The organism is Streptomyces sp. NPDC088725, from assembly GCF_044751305.1.
GTDB lineage: Bacteria > Actinomycetota > Actinomycetes > Streptomycetales > Streptomycetaceae > Streptomyces.
The window spans coordinates 98,143-116,388 of record NZ_JBIVLO010000009.1; the positions used below are offsets into that span (position 1 = coordinate 98,143).

13 protein-coding genes are annotated in these 18,246 nt (G+C 69.3%); 6 read left to right on the forward strand and 7 right to left on the reverse strand.

What is annotated here, in order from left to right; genetic code table 11:
* The first annotated feature begins 299 nt into the window (after nt 1–299).
* Nucleotides 300–2,831: a glycoside hydrolase family 3 N-terminal domain-containing protein gene (locus ACIP6N_RS22560; protein ID WP_401818055.1), complete on the forward strand. Its 2,532-nt coding sequence runs from the start codon at nt 300–302 to the stop codon at nt 2,829–2,831.
* Nucleotides 2,832–2,926: 95 nt separating this feature from the next.
* On the opposite strand, the gene ACIP6N_RS22565 is transcribed toward ACIP6N_RS22560, so the two are convergent.
* The gene (locus tag ACIP6N_RS22565) at nt 2,927–3,541 is read right to left on the reverse strand and encodes a YceI family protein (protein WP_401818056.1); all 615 of its coding nucleotides are present in this window, start codon (nt 3,539–3,541) and stop codon (nt 2,927–2,929) included.
* 204 nt (nt 3,542–3,745) lie between these two features.
* Here ACIP6N_RS22565 and ACIP6N_RS22570 point away from each other — a divergent pair, with 204 nt between their 5' ends.
* Nucleotides 3,746–4,255, forward strand: a complete 510-nt coding sequence (locus ACIP6N_RS22570) for a hypothetical protein (RefSeq protein ID WP_401818058.1) — start codon at nt 3,746–3,748, stop codon at nt 4,253–4,255.
* A 543-nt stretch (nt 4,256–4,798) separates the two neighbouring features.
* Here ACIP6N_RS22570 and ACIP6N_RS22575 read toward each other — a convergent pair.
* Complete coding sequence (locus ACIP6N_RS22575; protein WP_401818061.1) at nt 4,799–5,173, reverse strand: hypothetical protein; 375 nt, start codon at nt 5,171–5,173, stop codon at nt 4,799–4,801.
* Between the two features lie 289 nt (nt 5,174–5,462).
* Here ACIP6N_RS22575 and ACIP6N_RS22580 point away from each other — a divergent pair, with 289 nt between their 5' ends.
* Nucleotides 5,463–5,762 carry a hypothetical protein gene (locus ACIP6N_RS22580; protein WP_401818063.1) on the forward strand — a complete coding sequence of 100 codons (300 nt, stop codon included), beginning with the start codon at nt 5,463–5,465 and terminating at the stop codon, nt 5,760–5,762.
* Between the two features lie 1,211 nt (nt 5,763–6,973).
* On the opposite strand, the gene ACIP6N_RS22585 is transcribed toward ACIP6N_RS22580, so the two are convergent.
* Entirely contained in the window at nt 6,974–8,176 is a 1,203-nt protein-coding gene (locus tag ACIP6N_RS22585; protein ID WP_401818065.1) for a glycoside hydrolase family 64 protein, read from the reverse strand.
* A gap of 254 nt (nt 8,177–8,430) precedes the next feature.
* On the opposite strand from ACIP6N_RS22585, the gene ACIP6N_RS22590 reads away from it, so the two are divergent.
* The 3 genes from ACIP6N_RS22590 (at nt 8,431) to ACIP6N_RS22600 (ending at nt 12,850) form a co-directional block, all read left to right on the forward strand.
* Nucleotides 8,431–10,812, forward strand: coding sequence for a polysaccharide lyase family 8 super-sandwich domain-containing protein (locus tag ACIP6N_RS22590; protein WP_401818068.1), 2,382 nt, complete (start codon nt 8,431–8,433; stop codon nt 10,810–10,812).
* A gap of 151 nt (nt 10,813–10,963) precedes the next feature.
* Nucleotides 10,964–12,547, forward strand: coding sequence for an acyl-CoA carboxylase subunit beta (locus ACIP6N_RS22595; protein ID WP_401818070.1), 1,584 nt, complete (start codon nt 10,964–10,966; stop codon nt 12,545–12,547).
* A 93-nt stretch (nt 12,548–12,640) separates the two neighbouring features.
* Nucleotides 12,641–12,850, forward strand: a complete 210-nt coding sequence (locus ACIP6N_RS22600; protein ID WP_401818073.1) for an acyl-CoA carboxylase subunit epsilon — start codon at nt 12,641–12,643, stop codon at nt 12,848–12,850.
* A 103-nt stretch (nt 12,851–12,953) separates the two neighbouring features.
* Here the strand turns inward: ACIP6N_RS22600 and ACIP6N_RS22605 are convergent, their stop codons facing one another.
* The 4 genes from ACIP6N_RS22605 to ACIP6N_RS22620 form a co-directional block, all read right to left on the reverse strand.
* A complete protein-coding gene (locus tag ACIP6N_RS22605; protein ID WP_031229389.1) occupies nt 12,954–13,535 on the reverse strand; it encodes an ATP/GTP-binding protein in 582 nt (193 codons plus the stop codon).
* Nucleotides 13,516–14,271 carry a DUF742 domain-containing protein gene (locus tag ACIP6N_RS22610; RefSeq protein ID WP_401818074.1) on the reverse strand — a complete coding sequence of 252 codons (756 nt, stop codon included), beginning with the start codon at nt 14,269–14,271 and terminating at the stop codon, nt 13,516–13,518. The genes ACIP6N_RS22605 and ACIP6N_RS22610 overlap by 20 nt, the downstream gene beginning before the upstream one ends.
* A gap of 92 nt (nt 14,272–14,363) precedes the next feature.
* Nucleotides 14,364–14,777 carry a roadblock/LC7 domain-containing protein gene (locus ACIP6N_RS22615; protein ID WP_040028900.1) on the reverse strand — a complete coding sequence of 138 codons (414 nt, stop codon included), beginning with the start codon at nt 14,775–14,777 and terminating at the stop codon, nt 14,364–14,366.
* 10 nt (nt 14,778–14,787) lie between these two features.
* Nucleotides 14,788–18,087, reverse strand: coding sequence for a nitrate- and nitrite sensing domain-containing protein (locus tag ACIP6N_RS22620; RefSeq protein WP_401818076.1), 3,300 nt, complete (start codon nt 18,085–18,087; stop codon nt 14,788–14,790).
* Nucleotides 18,088–18,246: the final 159 nt, after the last annotated feature.

The following is an 18,246-nucleotide window of genomic DNA, read 5'->3' on the forward strand; positions in this document are numbered from 1 at the left end:
AGAGCCCGCGTACGCACCCGCTGACCGCATCCCGCCGCTGACCTGCGGCCGGTCCGGTGCGTAACAAAGGTTCGGACCAATGCGCCCGAAGTATTGACGACGGCGGTGCGTCCCGATTGACTCACCGTCCGTGACCGGGCTGATTCTCGTGGAGAGAGCAGGCCCGCCCCGTGTGTCCGTGCCCGGGATGCGGCGTCCGGGCGCTCAGGAGGTGTCTTGTGGGTCGTGCGGCGGACCCGGGCGGCGTCCCGGCCGGGTGCGGGACGAAGAGAAGCGACACCGATCTCCGAGGAGCCACCATGCAACGCACACCACGCCGGAAACCGGGAGCGTCCGCCAGGACGGCGGCGCTCGCCGCGACCGCTGTCCTGGCCGGCCTGCTGCCGCTGGCGGGCGCCGGGTCCAGCGCGGCGGCGGGGGAGCCCGACCCCGACCGGACAGCGAAGGTCGTCACCGACGCGGCCGTCCACCCGGTCGGGGAAGGCGACACGGCCGAGGTCAGGATCTCGCTCACGACCACCGGCGCGGCCCCCGTCGGCGCGCCCGTCACCGTCGCGTACTCCACCGGCGGCGGCACCGCCGAACCCGGCAGGGACTACCGGCCGCTCACCGGTACGGTCACCTTCCCCGCGGGCACGCGCTCGGGAGCCTCGCGCACGGTGGCCGTGCCGATCCTGCGGGACCGGAGCGCCGAGAGCGCCGAGAGCGTCCCGCTGAAGCTCGTCGTCACCGGCGCCGAAGCCCCCGCCGAGCAGCCGCAGATCGTCATCAACGCCCATGGACTGCCGTACCTCGACGCGAAGTTGCCCGTCCGGAAGCGGGTAGCCGACCTCGTCTCCCGTATGTCACTCGCCGAGAAGGCCGGCCAGATGACGCAGGCCGAGCGGGGCGCGCTCACCTCGCAGGACGACATCGCCGGCTACGGCCTCGGCTCGCTCTTCTCCGGCGGCGGGTCGGTTCCCACGCCCAACACCCCTGAGGCATGGGCGGAGATGGTCGACGGGTACCAGCTCAGGACGCGGGCCACCCGCTTCCAGATCCCGCTGATCTACGGCGTGGACGGGGTGCACGGTCACAACAACCTCGTGGGAGCGGCGCTCGCGCCGCACAACATCGGGATCGGCGCGACCCGCGACCCCGCTCTCGCCGAGCAGGCCGGAGTGATGACGGCGAACGAGGTACGCGCCACCGGCGTCCCCTGGGACTTCGCCCCCTGCCTGTGCGTCGGACGCGACGAACGGTGGGGCCGTACGTACGAGACCTTCGGCGAGGACCCCGCGCTCGTCTCCTCGATGGAGACGGTGATCCACGGCATGCAGGGCGACGCGTCGGGCAAGGACCTGGACCGCGACGACAAGGTGCTGGCCACCGCCAAGCACTTCGTCGGTGACGGCGGCACGGCGTACGGATCGTCCACCGAAGGCACGTACACCATCGACCAGGGCGTCACGACGGTCACCCGGCGGGAGTTGGAAACCGTCCACCTCGCCCCGTTCAAGGATGCCGTCAAGCGCGGTATCGGCACGGTCATGCCCTCGTTCTCCTCGCTGGACGTCATCGGCGACGGCACGGGCCCGCTGAAGATGCACGCGGACGCCGCCATGATCAACGGCGAGCTGAAGGGCAGGCTGGGTTTCGAGGGCTTCGTCATCAGCGATTACGCGGCGATCGACCAGATCCCCGGCGACCGCGCGAGCGACGTGCGCACCTCCGTCAACGCGGGCCTCGACATGATCATGGAGCCGGCGGCCTACCGGGACATCGTCGCGACCCTGGAGGACGAGGTGACCGCGGGCCGGATCAGCCGGGCCAGGATCGACGACGCGGTCTCCAGGATCCTGGAGCAGAAGTTCCGGCTGGGGCTGTTCGAGAAGCCGTACGCCGACCCCGCGAACCTGGCGCGGATCGGCTCGCCCGAGCACCGCGCGGTGGCGCGCAGGGCGGCGGCGGAATCGCAGGTGCTGCTGAAGAACGACAGCGGAGTCCTGCCGCTGAAGCCCTCGCAGAAGGTGTACGTGGCCGGGTCGAACGCGGATGACATCGGCAACCAGATGGGCGGCTGGTCCGTCACCTGGCAGGGCGCCTCGGGAGCGACCACCACCGGAGCCACCACGATCCTCGCGGGCATGAAGAAGGCCGCCCCGAAGGCCGCGCTCACCTACTCCGAGGACGCCTCGGCGGCCACGGACGGGTACGACGTGGGGGTGGTCGTGGTCGGTGAGACGCCGTACGCCGAAGGGATCGGCGATGTCGGCAACGGCAACGACCTGGAGCTGACGGCGGCCGACCAGAAGGCCGTGGACACGGTCTGCGCCGCCATGAAGTGCGCCGTACTGATCGTCTCGGGCCGTCCGCAGCTCATCGGCGACCGGCTCGGCGGGATCGACGCGCTGGTGGCGTCCTGGCTGCCGGGCACCGAGGGCGACGGTGTGGCCGATGTCCTCTACGGCAAGCTGCCCTTCACCGGTCAACTGCCGCTGACCTGGCCGAAGTCGGTCGAGCAGTTGCCGATCAACGTCGGTGACGCCGCGTACGATCCCCAATTCCCCTACGGCTGGGGCCTGGCGACGCTCACGAAGCCGCCCGTGGGAGGTGAGCCCGCCCTGCGCGCGCTGTCCGTCGCGGCGGGCCTGCTCCAGAAGGCGGGCCTGGGGAAGTCGCCCCAGGGCAAGGCGCTGGCCGACCGGGCCAGACTCCTCGTCCAGCGGAAGATCGGGCAGCACATCACGGCGGCGTCGGCCAAACCCTTCGCCGACGCGGACCACCTGCTGCTCACCGGTGATCTGACCGGCGCGCTGGCCGGCCTGACGGCGGCCTACCGGGCGGCCTGACCGGAGGACCCCCATGGATGTGGCACCCGGATCTCATGTCCGGATGCCACATCCATGGCACGTTCCGCCGGACCGGCATCGCTTCCCGCCCGGGCTCAGGCGGCCTGCGGTGCGTTCTTGATCGCGGAGATCTCGAAGTTCAGCTTCACCTTGTCGCTGATCAGCACGCCGCCGGTCTCCAGCGCCGCGTTGTAGGTCAGGCCCCAGTCGGAGCGCGCGATCTCCGCGCTGCCCTCGAAGCCGACCCGCTCGTTGCCGAAGGGGTCGGTGGCGGTGCCGTTGTACGTCAGCGTGATGGACAGCGGGCGCGTGTCGCCCTTGATGGTCAGATCGCCGCTGACACGGTACGTGTCGGTGCCCACCGCCTCCGTCGAGGTCGAGCGGAACGTCATCGCCGGGAACTGCTCGGTGTCGAAGAAGTTGGCGCCGCGCAGGTCGGCGTCGCGGCCGGAGTCGCCGGTGTCGATGCTGGCCATCACGACGTCGATGGACGCGGTGGAGTTCTCCGGGTTCGTTCCGTCCAGGTACAGCGTCCCCTCGTGCTGCGTGAACGAGCCGCGGACGTTGGTCACCATCGCGTGCCGGACGCTGAATCCGATGCTGCTGTGGGCCTGGTCGACCGTGTACTCACCGGTCAGGGTGGCCAGAGCCGGGTCCACCGGTGCGGTGGGGGCCGTCGCGCTGTCGTTCTGGCGGCGGAAGAGCGCCATGGGTTTCCTCCTGGGGAGTTTTTGGTTGAACATTCAACCTTGAGTGCCCCACTGTAGGGCAATTTTGTTCAAGGTTCAACAATGTCTTTGGATTGAGCCGTCCGGCCCTCTGGCGGACGTGCGCGGCCATCGGGCACGATCTCCCCTGCTCCACCTGCACAGCCGGCTACCCCATCCACGGTCTCCAGCAGGAGGGTTCCCCCCATGAAAACCCGCTCCATACTCACCGCGCTCGCCCTGATCCTGGGCGCGCTCCTCGTGCCCGCCGCCGGACTCACCGGCTCGGCGGCCGCCGCCCCGGCGGTGACCAAGCTCACGCACGCCTCCGCGACCTCGATGTTCTCCTCGTCCGGGATCACCTGGTCCTCCTCGGGTGGCTGCTCAAACCGTAACGTCGCGACCTGCACGTCCTTCGATCAGCTGAACCTCACCACGGCCCAGGGCGCGCAGACGCTGAAGTCCGCGTCGGGCTGCGCTCTCAACATTACGGGCGGTACGGAAACCGGGCACGCGAGCGGCACGTACTCGCACTGGAACGGCTACAAGCTCGATTTCGGCAAGACCACCTGCCTGACGAACTACGTCAAGAACACCTTCACCTACATCGGACTGCGCGGTGACGGCTATCCGCAGTGGCAGTCGGCCTCGGGCAACGTCTACGCCGACGAGGGCAGTCACTGGGACGTGACGTACCAGAACTGCGGCGGATGCTGAGAGCTGTCCCGTAACTCCCGGCGGATCAGCGCGCGGAGTCAGACGCGGCGCATCGCAAAGCGGAGGGGCGCGAGCATGCTGGACGTATGCGGGCGATCCGACAACGCGGCGAGGTGCGTAGCCGACGCCGCGCGCCCGGCCGGAGGGACCGCCCTTGGGGCCGGTTGCGAAAGCAGTGTGTCCGAGCGGACGGACTCCGAGTCGCCGTGCCGGGCGGACGCACAGCGAATGCGGTGGCGGATCGGGTTCGGAAACCACAGCACGGAGAGCTCGGGGCCCCGGAGCGTGGCTGACGAGAAACTTCCGTCCGGGCCGTATGGCAGGGCGGCCTCCTGGTGCACTCGACGGTCCAGGGGGACTTCGTACGGCTGCGCAGTGCGCGGGACGTGATGGACCGTGCCCCGAGGTGTCACTGCCGGCGACGACTCCACCCGTCGAGGGGCGATCCACCCGGACCGCCCCTCGACGCAACATCAGCCGACCGCACTCCGCGTAACACCTCTGACCGGGTCAGAGAGCAAACGCTGCTGGAGTGCTAAAGACTCACCACCGTATCTGCCCTGGGCCGTGACCCGGGAACAGGAAGTCGAGCGGATCCTCGCGCGGAATCGGGGCCTCGATCGGCGCCGGGTGCGGTGGATCCTGCGGGACGGTACCGAAGCCGAAACGGGGGTGGGGCGTAGCGAGAGGCGCTTCCTCCTCGGGAGGTGCGACCACGACCGGTCCCGCAGAGGCAGACTGCTCGGGGTCGGGGACGATGACGGGAGTCGGCTCGGGCTCGGGCTCGGGTTCGGTCTCGGGGTCGGGGACGATGACGGGAGTCGGCTCGGGCTCGGGCTCGGGTTCGGTCTCGGGGTCGGGGACGATGACGGGAGTCGGCTCCGGCTCGGGCTCGGTCTCGGGCCCGCGAACCGCCACGGGAACGGGTTCGGGTTCGGGTTCGGGGACGATGACGGGAGCCGGCTCCGGCTCCGGCTCCGGCTCGGGCCCAGGAGTCGACTCCGGCACGGAATCCGGAACGGAGGACCCCGAAGCGGGATCAGGCACATCGTCCGGCGTGGCAGGGGGAGTCTCCGGCCACGCGCCAGGCATGGGGAGCCCGTTTCCAGGAGCATCCACCGGAACGGGTACGGGGACAGGCGCACCCACCGGAACGGGCACGGGGGCAGGCGCACCCACCGGACCGGCCCCGGGCCATGCCCCCGGCATGGCTGGGGACTCAGACTCCGGTACGGATTCCGGCAGCTCGGAGGGCGGTGTGGGATCGGGCGCCACGTCGGGCTCCGGCCACGCGCCCGGCATCGTCAACGCGGGCTCGGTCTCGGGCACCGGTTCGGGCGTGGGTTCGGGCGCCGGTTCGGGTGTGGGTTCGGGCGCCGGTTCGGGTGTGGGTTCGGGCACCGGTTCCGGCACCGCGTCCGGCAGGGACGAGACTGGGGTGACCGTGGAGTCAGGGAGTGTCAGCGAGTCCGGTGCCTCAGTTCCAGGGCTCGGCGGCCAGGAGTAGGTAGGCACGTCGTCAGGGTTCGGGTAGTCGTCTGGAGACTCGCCGACCATGGGAATGTCTTCGTCGGCAACCGGCCCCTGTGGTGCCTGCGCGGTATCCGGCGCGTACTCGGCATCTGGGGTGGGGGGAGTTACCTCAATGTCCGGAATGTCTTCCCAAGGGGGGGTTGATGGCGGTGCGTCGGGAGCACTGTGATATTCGATGGTTCCAGGCTCTACTTCCGGTGCCTGAGACAGTTCCGGGTAATCATTGACTACCCCCTCTGGTGTTTCGTTTGTCGTTGGCGCTGGGGAGGGGGTCGACATCATATTGCCGATTGCGGCGGAGGGCGGCGCGACTGTGCCTTCGTCGAAAAATTTCCGGGGGCTGTGATCCAGGAAACGTTGTTCATCGCAAATCCTTCTGAATCTGCCATCGGAAAGCCGACATCCATAGATGGTCCCGAGGCTCCGCCGGTAAGCCGCCGTGGCGGCCTCATGATTCAAACATCCCAAAGTGCTGCGGGCAAGCGGCTGATTGTGATGAGCAACGGAGCAGATCACGTCGTTTCGCGGCGGATATTTCCGGAAGTGTAATGCGTCATGGCATTTAATGAGACAAATCGGCCTAATCGGGAGATGGCCGTTCGCGCTTTTCCTGCCTTGGGGCCTCAATGATTGGTGTCGTTCCAAAAGCACTCGGACTGAGAGAAAAAAACTCGGACTGAGCGGTTATTAAGCCTTGCGCCGACTTGTAGTTATCGATATCCGCACAGCCCACTACCGTCAGTTACCCCCGCTCCCCGCCGTGACCTCGGTCTCTCGTGATTTGTTGTCAGCTTCGGTTGGCGGCCAATTCGTTCTTGTGGAGCGTGTGCGGGCGTGCGGGCGGCCCGATCGGAGCATCGGTGGGCGCAGGGTTCTGCGGTGCCGGTCGGTCGCCCTTCTTCCCGTCAGGGTGGGGCGTTGCTGGTCGGCCCAGGTTCGGGAGGGCATCGAGCCGTCCGGAGCGGGGTGTACGTAAGGCCGACGGCATCAACGCCGGGCGCGCGCGGCGTATACCGGGCACATCGCCAAGCCCGCTGCGCGGGCATCCTCTGCACGCGACGCCCGGCGGGACCGACGCGCACCGGGAAGGGTTACTTCCGGACCCGGGGAAGGGCAGGGCCCCGCGGTGCCCCGCTCCTCTTGAGGCTGATGGGAGCGGGGCACCGTTGTGGTGGGTCGTTGCGATCAGGAGCCGACCGACACGGTCCAGCGCGTCGGGTTGCCGTCGAAAGCGGCGCCCGAGACGTCGGGCTGGCCGTCCGGCTGGACGTCGTCGTACGGGAAGGCGTAGCCGATCGGGGTGTTTGCGTGCAGCAGCCGTGCCCAGTGGTTGGTGACCGGGTCCTGGTAGTAGTCGGCCGCCGTGGGGCCGTTCGGCTGGTCGGGGAAGGTCAGCAGGGTCGAGCGGTTGAACGCGGCCGAGAGGCGGGCGAGCAGCCCCTTCTTCTCGTCGGAGTCGTCCGGGTTGTTCGCGAACGGGCCGCTGTTGCAGGTGAAGATGTCCATCGAGTTCGGCTTGCTGAAGGTGTGTCCGCCGTTGAAGGTCAGTGTGTCGCCGCTGACCCGGCCGGTGAACACGCCCCGCCCGCCCTGCAGATCGATGGTCAGGTCCTCGGAGCTGTACTTCTCCCAGACCTGGTCGACATAACTGGTGAAGACGTCGCCGAAGGACTCGCCGCCGAGGTTCTGCGGGGAGATCACGCGCAGCACCTGGCCGTCGTCGCCGCGCAGGATCAGCTTGTCCCAGGGGTGGCCGTCGGTCGCCGCCTGGGCGGTGAGACCATCGGCGATCTTCTCCAGCGCGCCGTCCGGCAGCGGGGCGACCGTGTGGGTGGAGTCGCCTTCCAGGGTGATGCCGATGGGCAGGCCGGTCACCAGGTCGACGTAGCTGATGTTGGAGTAGATCTGGTCCGGGTTGAAGGTGAACTCGCAGAACGACCACGTGCGGCCGTAGTTCGGGTCGGCGGAGTTGGAGAAGGCCGGCTCGACCAGGGAGGGACCCGGGTTGACGAGGAAGTCCAGCGTGTCGTCCCGTACGAAGTAGACGCGGGACCCGTACATCTGGGGGAGCGTCAGGACCACCGGGGCGGAACCCGCGGCGCCCAGCGGGATGGCGCAGTCGACGGGCAGCGGGGTGCCGGCGGCCGGCGGCTCCTCCAGGTGGTACACCGTGCCGTCGGCGCGGAGCAGGATCCACTGGTCGGTGCCCTGCTCGTGCCCGGTGACATACGCGTTGACCGAGCCGGACAGCGACTTGTTCTGGAGGGCGATCTCGCAGGTGCCGGCGGCGGCGGCCGCGCGGGGGCTCAGGCTGCTTCCCCAGGCGGGGTAGGTGAGTGCGGCGGCGGTGGCGGCCGTGCCGGTCAGGAACAGGCGGCGGGATATCACGGATGTTCTCCTGAACTGTGGGGGGTCGCAGGGGATGCGCGGTTGTGTGGGGGGTCGCGCCCTGCGTGCGGACCACCCTGACGAGCGCGGCCGGTGGGCGTCAAGAGGTGAGGAGCAGAGAGTGAGAGCGCTCTCAGTTCCGGCGGAACGACATGGGCACCGTTATGCCTTTGGTGTCATGTTCATTGAAAGGCGATCGGGATGCGTGCTAAACCGGGTAGCAGGTCTGTACCTTTCGGATCGCGGAGGCGCGCATGTCGCTGACGGCTGCCTGGTCCCGGCGCGGGTTTCTGGCTGCCGCCGGAGCGGGCACCTTGTCGCTCGTGTCTCTCGCGCTCTCCGAAAGCGCGTCCGCCGCGTCCGGGAAGTCCGCCGCACCCGTCGTCGACCCGTTCCAGGAACTGCGGCTGCGCTGGGTCGACTCCCGGCTCGGCGCCGGTTACGACCCCGCGGCCGAGCCGTACGCCTCCCGGCTCGCGGAGACCGGTCGGCTGGCCACGCGCTTCCAGCGGTCGATGGCCCCGGCCGGGACCTCGCTGTGGCCGGACTGCCCGTTCGACCCGCCGGCCGGCATTACCCAGAGCTGCACGAGGCTCTGGACGATGACTCAGGCGTACGCCCAGCCGGGCACCGGCGTCACCGGCGACCCGGCCCTGCTCGCCGCGCTCGTCCGCGGCCTCGACCACCTCTCCGCGACCGTCCTGGCGCCCGCAGCCACGCCGTACGGCAACTGGTGGGAGTGGCAGATCGGTACTCCCCGACCGCTCATGGACATCGTCGCCGTCCTGTACGACGACCTCACCGAGGAGCGTCGGACCGCGGCCTGCGCGGTCGTCGACCACTTCGTCCCGGACGCGCTGCTCGGCGACTACTCCGGGACGAGCACCGGCGCCAACCGCGTCGACCTGTGCCGTTCCGTCGCCCTGCGCGGTGTGCTCGGGAAGACGCCCGCCAAGATCGCGCTGGCCCGCGACGCGCTTTCGCCGGTCTTTCCGTACGCCACCACGGGCGACGGCCTCTACGCCGACGGCTCGTTCATCCAGCACACCCGCGTCGCCTACTCCGGTACGTACGGCCAGGTCATGCTGGACGGCCTCGGCCGGCTCCTCACCCTGCTCGCCGGATCGGCCTGGGAGGTCACCGACCCGAACCGGCGGATCGTCCACGACAGCGTGGAGCACGCCTACGCCCCGCTGATCTACAACGGCCTGATGATGGACAGCGTCAACGGCCGTGCCGTCAGCCGTGGTTGCCTGATCAGCGACGACCTGGGAGTGATGCGCGGCGATCACTTCCACGGTCAGGGCCTGATCGCGGCCATTGCCCTGCTCGCGGGCGCCGCGAGCGCGGCGGAACGCGACCGCTGGACCGCACGGGTGAAGGGGTGGATCGAACGGGACACCGTGTCGCCCGTCCTCGGCGCCCGGCAGTTCGAGGTCGCCGACCTCGCCCGGCTGCACGCCATGGCGGACTCGGCGCTGCCCGCCGCGCCCGAGCCGGTCGGCCACACCCTGTTCGCCGCCATGGACCGGGCCGTGCACCGCAGGCCCGGCTGGGCCGCGAACATCTCCATGGCCTCCGAGCGGATCGCCCACTACGAATGCGGCAACGGCGAGAATCCGCACGGCTGGCACACCGGGGCGGGAATGCTCTCCTGGTGGGGCGAGACATACGGCAACGACCAGTACACGGACTGGTTCTGGCCCACGGTCGACCCGTACCGGCTGCCCGGGACGACCGTCTCCGCCAAGCGTCTCGCGGACAACGCCGGCGGCGAGTGGGGCGAAGCCAGGCCCGCGGTGCGGTGGGTCGGCGGCGTGAGCGACGGAGAGTTCGCGGCCGTCGGGCAGCATCTCAGGGGGCTCGGCTCCACGCTCGACGCCCGCAAGTCCTGGTTCTGCGTCGCCGACGCGGTGGTCTGCCTGGGCGCCGGGATCGGCTCCCTGGACGGCACCGCCGTGGAGACGATCGTGGACAACCGCAACCTGGGCGCGAGCGCGAGCGGCGTTTTCACCCTCGACGGCGGGGACCGGCCGCGCTGGGCGCACCTGGAGGGTCACGGCGGCTGGGTCTTTCCCGGCGGAGCCCCCGCGGGCGCCCTGCGGACCCGCGCCGAGGAGCGCACCGGGTCCTGGAGCGACATCAACACCGGCGGCACCGCCGAGCGCCGTACCCGCCACTACCGGACCCTGTGGCTGGACCACGGCACGGACCCGGCGGACGCGTCGTACGTGTACCTGCTGATGCCGGGCGCCGGCCGGCGCACGCTCGCGGCCCGCGCCGCCGACCGGCGGTGGCTGGAGGTGGTCACCAATACCGCAGAGCGGCAGTCCGTGGTGATCCGCTCCCTCGGATACACGGCGGCGAACTTCTGGCGGCCGGGTACGGCGGGCGCGTTCACCGCGAGCGCGCCCGCGAGCGTGCTCGTGGTGGAGCGGGGCGCGAGCGCCACGCTCCGCGTGAGCGAGCCGCCGCGCTCGGGACGGCCGCTGGAGATCACCTGGGACCGGGAGGTGCGCCGGGTCACCGCGCACGACCCAGCCGTCGAGGTACGGGAAACTGGCCGTACGCTGCGACTGCGCATCACGCCCGGTACCGAGGGCGCCGGTCACGGCTGCGAGCTTTCGCTCCGCTGAAATCTAGGGGTTTCCCACAAACGCCAGGGGTACCTTGCTGGTCTGGAACCCTCCAGAGTGCCTGGTTCTGTCCAGCTCCACCAGGAATATCGGTAGGAGACTGTGGGAGTCAACGGCGCACTTTCCTCACTCATGTTCGTAGGGTTGGTACATGACCGTTGTGGACGAGACGCCGAGCAGGCCCGCCGACGCCAGGGGCCGTGTGGCCGAGCTGCACACCCTGCGTGAGGAGGCCCGCAGGGGCCCCAGCGAACGAGCGACAGAGGCCCAGCACGCGAAGGGCAAGCTGACCGCTCGCGAACGCATCGAGCTGCTGCTCGACGAGGGGTCGTTCAAGGAGGTCGAGCAGCTGCGCAGGCACCGGGCAACCGGGTTCGGCCTGGAGAACAAGAAGCCTTACACCGACGGTGTCATCACCGGGTGGGGCACCGTGGAAGGCCGTACGGTCTTCGTCTACGCGCACGACTTCCGGATCTTCGGGGGCGCGCTGGGCGAGGCCCACGCCACCAAGATTCACAAGATCATGGACATGGCCATCTCGGCCGGTGCCCCGCTGGTCTCGCTCAACGACGGCGCCGGCGCCCGTATCCAGGAGGGCGTCTCCGCGCTCGCCGGTTACGGCGGCATCTTCCAGCGCAACACCCGCGCGTCCGGTGTCATCCCGCAGATCAGCGTGATGCTCGGCCCGTGCGCGGGCGGCGCCGCCTACAGCCCGGCCCTCACGGACTTCGTCTTCATGGTCCGCGAGACCTCGCAGATGTTCATCACGGGTCCCGACGTCGTCAAGGCCGTGACCGGCGAGGAGATCAGCCAGAACGGCCTGGGCGGCGCGGACGTGCACGCCGAGACCTCGGGTGTCGCGCACTTCGCGTACGACGACGAGGAGACCTGCATCGCCGAGGTGCGTTACCTCCTGTCGATGCTCCCGCAGAACAACCGCGAGAACCCGCCGAGGACCGAGCCCGAGGACCCGGCCGACCGCCGCTCCGACGTCCTGCTCGACCTGGTGCCCGCCGACGGGAACCGCCCGTACGACATGCACAAGGTGATCGAGGAGCTTGTCGACGACGGCGACTACCTGGAGGTCCACGAGCGCTGGGCGCGCAACATCATCTGCGCACTGGCCCGTCTCGACGGTCAGGTCATCGGCATCGTCGCCAACCAGCCGCAGTCCCTCGCCGGTGTGCTGGACATCGAGGCGTCCGAAAAAGCGGCGCGCTTTGTCCAGATGTGCGACGCTTTCAACATTCCCATCGTCACGCTGCTGGATGTGCCCGGCTTCCTGCCGGGCGTCGACCAGGAGCACGGCGGGATCATCCGGCACGGTGCCAAGCTGCTGTACGCGTACTGCAACGCGACCGTACCGAGGATCTCGCTGATCCTTCGCAAGGCGTACGGAGGTGCCTACATCGTCATGGACTCCCAGTCGATCGGGGCCGACCTGACCTATGCCTGGCCCACCAACGAGATCGCGGTGATGGGCGCCGAAGGCGCCGCCAACGTCATCTTCCGCAAGCAGATCGCGGAGGCCGAGGACCCCGAAGCCATGCGCGGCCGCATGGTCAAGGAGTACAAGGCCGAGCTGATGCATCCCTACTACGCCGCCGAGCGCGGCCTGGTGGACGATGTCATCGACCCCTCGGAGACCCGTGAGGTGCTCGCTGCCGCGCTCGCGATGCTGCGCACGAAGCACGCGGACCTGCCGTCCCGCAAGCACGGCAACCCCCCGCAGTAGCCCCGCGTCCCATCCCGCGGCGCTCTGCTCCCGCACTCCCGCCCCGAGATCTGCCTACCTGAGATCTGCCGAGAAGACGGAGACACGAACTCCATGATCGAATCCACGAATTCCCTGTTGCGCGTCGAGAAGGGCCAGGCCGCTCCCGAGGAGCTGGCCGCCATCACCGCCATCCTGATGGCCCGTGCGGCCGCCAGGGGCGAAGGCCAGGACAGCTCGGGCTTCGCCGCCCGGTCCGCCGCCGGCTGGCGCCGCCTGGAGCGTACGCCCGGCTTCCGCGCCCCGCACAGCTGGCAGGGCTGAGGCTCCGGCCCCGGCTCCACGCCTGTACGGCGAAGGCCCCGCACTCCTGAGGAGTGCGGGGCCTTCGCCGTACGGAGCCCGGACGTGCCGGGCTCCGTACGAGCTACCTCAGCCGTGCCATGAGGGCGTGTTCGACGAGGGTGATGAGGCCACTCTTGGCGTCGGCGCGGTGCCGGGCGTCGGTGGTGATGATCGGGGTGTCGGGGCCGATCTGCAGGGCCTCGCGTACTTCGTCGGGGGTGTAGGGCTGATGTCCGTCGAAGCCGTTGAGGGCGATGACGAACGGGAGTCCCGAGTTCTCGAAGTAGTCGACCGCGGGGAAACAGTCGGCGAGCCTGCGGGTGTCGACCAGCACCACCGCGCCGATGGCGCCGCGTACGAGGTCGTCCCACATGAACCAGAAGCGGTCCTGTCCGGGGGTTCCGAAGAGGTACAGGATCAGGTCCTGGTCGAGTGTGATGCGGCCGAAGTCCATGGCCACCGTGGTGGTGGTCTTGTCTCCGGTGTGTGTGAGGTCGTCGATACCCGCGGACGCGGATGTCATGACGGCTTCGGTACGCAGCGGGTTGATCTCTGAGACGGCGCCGACGAACGTGGTCTTACCCACGCCGAATCCGCCCGCCACCACGATCTTCGCGCTGGTGGTTGAGCGGGCTGCACCGCCGCTAGAGCTTGCGAAGTCCACTGAGCACCCTTTCGAGCAGTGTCACATCTGGCTGACCGCCGGCGGCTTCGTCGCCGCCGGGCTGATGGATGGCGACAAGTCCGGCCTCCGCCAGGTCGGCTACGAGGATCCGGGCGACGCCGAGGGGAATGGTGAGAAGAGCCGAGATCTCCGCTACGGACTTGATCTCGAAACACAGCTGGCAGATCCGCTGATGCTCGGGCAACTGCCCTTGCAGCTGGGACGGTTCCGCCGTTGTACTGACCAGCGCCTCGATGGCGAGCTGGTACCGCGGCCGGGTCCGGCCGCCAGTCATGGCGTACGGGCGCACCAGAGGGTTGTGGGCGCCCATGGAGTGGGAGTCTTCGGGCGAGACGTGCCGCGGCTGCACCGGCTGGATCCGGGGCGCGCGCGACTGCTCGTACGGCTGCCGCCGGGGCGGCTGCTGTTCGTACGAGGGGTCCGGCTGGTCGTAGGACTGCTCGGGCCGCTCGTACGACGGCTCGGGCTGGTCGTAGGACTGCTCGGGCTGGTCGTACGACGGCTCGGGCTGGTCGTAGGACTGCTCGGGCTGGTCGTAGGGCGGCTGGTGCTGTCCGTGCGACTGCTGCGGCTGGTCGTACGACTGCTCGTACTGTTGCTGCCCGTAGTGCGTCTGGTCCTGGTCCTGGGGACGGCTCTGGGCGAACTGACCGCTCGGCGCGGAGGGAAAGTTGAAGCGGTTGCGGGCTTGGTCTCCGCCTGGGGGTGTAGCCACGTTTCCTCCTCCTGCTGCCGGTTGCCGGTCCCTGTCTCCGCGGATCCGCGCCACCGCACCTTATGGTGCGGTGGCGGGAAGTGCACTGTCTGTCAGTTGAGAAGACTCCCCTGGAGTTCGGCGCGCAGGTCCGGCGTGAGGACCGTGCCCGCCCGGTCGACCAGGAGCGCCATCTCGTAACCCACCAGGCCGATATCCGCCTCGGGGTGCGCGAGAACAGCGAGGGACGAGCCGTCCGAGATGGACATGAGGAAGAGGAAGCCGCGTTCCATCTCCACCACGGTCTGGTTGACGGCGCCGCCCTCGAAGATCCGGGACGCCCCCGCGGTGAGCGAGGTCAGCCCGGAGGCCACGGCCGCCAGCTGATCCGCGCGGTCGCGGGGAAATCCGTCGGACATCGCCAGCAGGAGTCCGTCGGCGGAGACCACCACGGTGTGGGACACCCCGGGGGTGTTGTCCACGAAGTTGGTGATCAACCAGTTCAGATTCTGCGCCGCCTGGCTCATCGGGCTCACACTAACGCTCCTGGTTGTAGGTACTGCCCGGGCCTGAGCCCGGTCCGTTCTTGTCCGCCCCCGCGTTCCTGCCCCGCTGGACCCCGCGACGCAGATTGCTCAATCTGCCTCGCACGTCCTCCGGGGCGCGGGAGACCTGGGGGCCGACCTGCGGGGTCTGCTCCGCCCTGCCCTCGACCAGATTCGCCTTGGGCACGCGGCGGGGAAGACCGGACGCCGTGACGCCTCCCGCTTTGGGCTCACGAAGCTTCTCGGCCCGCTGCCGGCGGTCGTCGTTCGCCGACCGCCAGTCCTCGGTGCCTTCCGCCTCGGTCTGCCCCGGCCGCGGAGTCTGCCCGGCCGGTCCGTTGTCCTGACCCGACCGTCCGTCGTCCTGACCGGTGGATTCCCGCTCCTGCTCCGGTGACCGGCCGCCGTCCCGCCGGGGCAGGCCCGCGTCGGTCAAGGCGTGGCTGGTGCTCGGAGAGGGACCCTGACGGTGAAAGCCTACGCGGTCCCCGGCGTTCTCGGCAGCGGGCCGTGCAGAATCCGATTCTGTTCGCCCCTCCGGCTGTTGACCGGACTGATACGCCGTCTGATCTGCCCACTCACCCTGGCGGGGCTGGGTGTCGAACGGGTTCTCGTAGGGCGTTTCCGTGCTCTGCTGAGCCTGGTAGCCGGATTCCGTATAGGCCTGCGGCTGCTGGTACGCCCCGGGCTGCTGGTAGGTCTCGGGTTGCTGGTACGCGTCCGGCTGCCGGTAGGCCCCGGGCTGCTGGTATCCGTCGGGTGCCTGGTACTCCTCGTACCCGCCCTGCTGTGCGTACGACGAGCCGCTGCCCAGTTCCAGCGGCGGGTTCTGACCGTACGGCACCTGAGGCGGCGTGTGCGTGCCTCCGGCCTCCGGGCGGTACCGGCCGTCCACCTGGTCGCTGAAAAGAGGCTCGCCCGCGCCCGGCTTCGCCTCCAGCGCGGCCCGTCGCTCCTCGCGCAGCAGCGTGCGGTTGACGGGGTTCAGCTGGAGGCTGTCGGGCTCCGGCCGGTCGTAGCGCGAGTCGTCGAAGCCCAGGTCCGCCGCGGTCAGCGTGGCGGGGCTGTGGTGGCCCTGGACCTCGGGCGGGGGCGACGGGTCCGGGATGATCTGCGAGACGCTGAACTCGTCGGCGGAGGTGCCCGGTTCCTCGCCACCACCGCCGTGCGTGATCAGGTCGGGGAGCATGACCAGCGACGTCGTGCCCGCCTGCTCGCCGGAGGGGCGCAGCTGGACCCGGATGCCGTGCCGGTCCGCGAGGCGGCCCACCACGAACAGGCCCATGCGCTGCGAGACGGTGGCGTCCACGACCGGCGGGTTGGCGAGCTTGTTGTTGATGTCCGCGAAGTCCTCGGCGGTGAGGCCGATGCCCTTGTCGTGGATCTCGATCATCACACGGCCGTCGGGCAGCCGGGTCGCGGTGACGCGGACCTTCGTCTGCGGCGAGGAGAACGTGGTGGCGTTCTCCAGCAGTTCGGCGAGCAGATGGACGAGGTCGGTCACGGAGTCGCCGTGGATGTCCGTCTCGGGGACGCCGGTCAGCTCGATGCGCGCGTACGACTCCACCTCGGAGGAGGCGGCGCGCAACACGTCGACCAGCGGGACCGGTTGGTTCCAGCGGCGGCCCGGCTCCTCGCCCGCGAGGACCAGCAGGTTCTCGCCGTTGCGCCGCATACGGGTGGCCAGGTGGTCCAGCCTGAACAGGCTCTCCAGCTGTTCCGGCTCGCCCTCGTTGCTCTCCAGCTCCGTGATCAGGGTCAGCTGACCCTCGATCAGCGACTGGTTGCGGCGCGAGAGGTTCGTGAAGATCGCGTTGACGTTCCCGCGGAGCATGGCCTGTTCGGCCGCGAGCCTGACCGCTTCGCGGTGGACCTGGTCGAAGGCGCGGGCGACTTCGCCGATCTCGTCGCGCGTATGGATCGGGATCGGCTCCACACGGGTGTCGACCTGGCCCGGTTCCGCGCGCGAGAGCTGGTCGACCAGCATCGGCAGCCGCTGCTCGGCGACGCCGAAGGCGGCCGTACGCAGCGACCGCATGGACCGGCTCATCTGACGGGCCATCATCCCGGCCAGGACGAAGGCAGCCAGCAGGGCGACCACGACGATGCCGCCGTTGGTGAGGCCCTTGGCCTTGGCGTCGGCGGAGATCTGCGCCGCGTCGGTCACTGCCCGGTCGACGAGGCCCTTCTCGATCACCGCGTAGCCGTCGAACTTGCCGGTGGCCGCGGCCATCCAGACCTCGGGCGTCACTCCGCGCTTCGCGAGCTGTTCGGGGCTGTCGCCGGTCGCGATCGCGGCGACCATGCCGTCGTAGACGGAGCCTTCCTGGCTCGGCGGGGGAGTGAAGTCCCGGCCGGCGGCGGTCGCCTGCTGCTTGGCGGCGGCCAGTTCCTCGGCTCCGCGCACCGCCTGCCGCTTCATGACGTCCTGAAGCCTTTTCGTATCGGCCTCGGTGCCGCCTGAGGCGTACTCACCGACGGATACGTCTTCCAGATACGCGTACGAGGAGAAAGCGACGATCTGGCCGCTCCTGATCTCCCGCTTCTGGCTGGGCCTGACCAGGAGTTCCAGACCGATGGAACGCTGAAGTGATGCGGCGGCCTTCGCCAGTTGAATGGCGTAGACGGTGCGGCCGTAGCTGGTGATGTTGCTGGTGCCGAGACCCAGTTCGTTCGAGAATTCCATGAGGGAGTGCTGAACCAGCGTGTAGCCCTCCTGGGTTGCCACGGGACCGCCGTGACCGCCGGTCTTGTCAGGGGTTTCGAGCGCCGCCGTGTAGGCGCTCTGCCTGAGGGCCGCGAGCTGGGGCTCCACACCGCGGAAAAGGCTGAGCCTGCGTCGCAGGCCCTGCTTCGCGGGCATGCTCTTCACCGCGATGTCGAACTTCGCCTTGGCCGCGTCGGTGGCGGCGCGGGACTTGCCGACGACCGGGGCGTCGCGTTCGCCCGTCAGCAGCGACTGAGCCGTGAGGTCACGCTCGTTGAGGAGCGCCTGGCCGTACTCGGCGGCGGCGCGCACGACGAGCGCCGTACTTTCGGCGTCCTGCGCCTCCCGCCAGGTGTCGACGGAACCCTTGACCTGGAAGCCGCCCATCACGAGCCCGACGAGCACCGGAATGAGGAGGATCGCGTTCAGCCTGGTCCGCACGCGCCAGTTGCGCGGGGAAAGCCGGCCCGGGGTGTTGACGGCCCGAGGCGTTCCTGCCACGTTCGCAGGCGGCACCGCTGCGCGCGGCGGCGGGGTGAAGTTTCCCCGTGCCTGCTCCGCGGAGCCCGTCTTGCTTCGCCTCACTCGACCAACAACCTCTCAGCGCGGCAATCGACTTGTGCCGTGTCTCGTTTCAGGGGCCGTGACTATCTCGGGGGTCGCGCCGAATTCCAGCACGTGAAGCGGTCGCATTCCAAACAGCGGAAATCAGCCAGGTCGAGGCGGACCGGCCGTGGATAGAAC

Excerpts from the sequence above, each read along its gene's own strand:
- ACIP6N_RS22560 (WP_401818055.1), top strand. The coding sequence starts at position 300 with ATGCAACGCACACCACGCCGGAAACCGGGAGCGTCCGCCAGGACGGCG.
- ACIP6N_RS22565 (WP_401818056.1), bottom strand. The coding sequence starts at position 3,541 with ATGGCGCTCTTCCGCCGCCAGAACGACAGCGCGACGGCCCCCACCGCA.
- ACIP6N_RS22570 (WP_401818058.1), top strand. The coding sequence starts at position 3,746 with ATGAAAACCCGCTCCATACTCACCGCGCTCGCCCTGATCCTGGGCGCG.
- ACIP6N_RS22580 (WP_401818063.1), top strand. The coding sequence starts at position 5,463 with ATGGCTGGGGACTCAGACTCCGGTACGGATTCCGGCAGCTCGGAGGGC.
- ACIP6N_RS22590 (WP_401818068.1), top strand. The coding sequence starts at position 8,431 with ATGTCGCTGACGGCTGCCTGGTCCCGGCGCGGGTTTCTGGCTGCCGCC.
- ACIP6N_RS22595 (WP_401818070.1), top strand. The coding sequence starts at position 10,964 with ATGACCGTTGTGGACGAGACGCCGAGCAGGCCCGCCGACGCCAGGGGC.
- ACIP6N_RS22600 (WP_401818073.1), top strand. The coding sequence starts at position 12,641 with ATGATCGAATCCACGAATTCCCTGTTGCGCGTCGAGAAGGGCCAGGCC.
- ACIP6N_RS22615 (WP_040028900.1), bottom strand. The coding sequence starts at position 14,777 with ATGAGCCAGGCGGCGCAGAATCTGAACTGGTTGATCACCAACTTCGTG.